At 62.0% G+C, this 831-nt stretch carries 1 protein-coding gene and 1 pseudogene; both read right to left on the reverse strand.

The genetic code is table 11. The annotated features are described in order from the left end of the window. Positions 1-109 (reverse strand): annotated as a pseudogene (locus EOA86_RS39955) (uracil-DNA glycosylase family protein); the annotation flags it as partial. A gap of 16 nt (positions 110-125) precedes the next feature. Beyond that, positions 126-737, reverse strand: coding sequence for a glutathione S-transferase (locus EOA86_RS04665; protein WP_127212176.1), 612 nt, complete (start codon positions 735-737; stop codon positions 126-128). Between the last annotated feature and the right edge of the window lie 94 nt (positions 738-831).

Consider the following 831-nt stretch of genomic DNA (forward strand, 5'->3'; position numbering starts at 1 on the left):
GTCTGAGCACCGGGCGCGGCTCGTGCGGCAACGGGCGGCCGACCGGGTTTTCGACGCAGATACGGCAGGCGCGTACCCTCGCCGCGAAGTTTTCCAGCTCTTCGCTCAATCTCGGGAACTCATTCTCAGGCGGCGGCGCTCGGCCGGCTGGAGATCGCCTGATGCCAGCGCAGCACGTTGGCACAATCTTCCGGCACCTTGATACGCGCCGGCTTCATGAAGTCGATGGCAACCAGCCCGGTGACGTCGGCGATCGAATAAGCATCGCCGGCGACGAATTCCCGGTTCGCCAACTCGTCGTCGAGGAGTTTCAGGAATCCGACGGCTTTCGGCTTGTTGGCCTCGCCCCATTCGGGGATTTGTGGAACCTCCCATTCCTTCATCGCCGGATGGATGTGCCGGAACGCGGCAGCGACGCAACCGAGCAAGTTGAGCTCCATGCGTCTTTGCCACATCTCGACTAGCGCCTTGCCGAGCGCGCCGCGTCCGAACAACGCTGGTTCCGGGTGCAACTCCTCGAAATAGCGGCAGATGGCGACCGATTCGGTGATGACGGTGCCGTCGTCGAGTTCGAGCACCGGCAGGCGCTGCAGCGGGTTGCGCGAACTGACTGGCTGCTTTCTGTGCTCCAGCGCGCCCATGTCGACGGGCACCAGAGGAACCTCAAGCCCCTTTTCGGCAAGGAAGACCCGAACCCGCCGTGGATTGGGCGCCCGGCCCCCGTCGAAGAGTTTCATTCCATTTCTCCTATCGGATCGGCCCAAAAACGGGATCGATTTCCGGAAAGCACGATGCGAATCTGATCAGGTCTGTTGCGACAAACTATAAGGT

Origin of the sequence: Mesorhizobium sp. M5C.F.Ca.IN.020.32.2.1 (assembly GCF_004023105.1) — a bacterium.
In the GTDB taxonomy this organism is placed as follows: domain Bacteria; phylum Pseudomonadota; class Alphaproteobacteria; order Rhizobiales; family Rhizobiaceae; genus Mesorhizobium; species Mesorhizobium wenxiniae.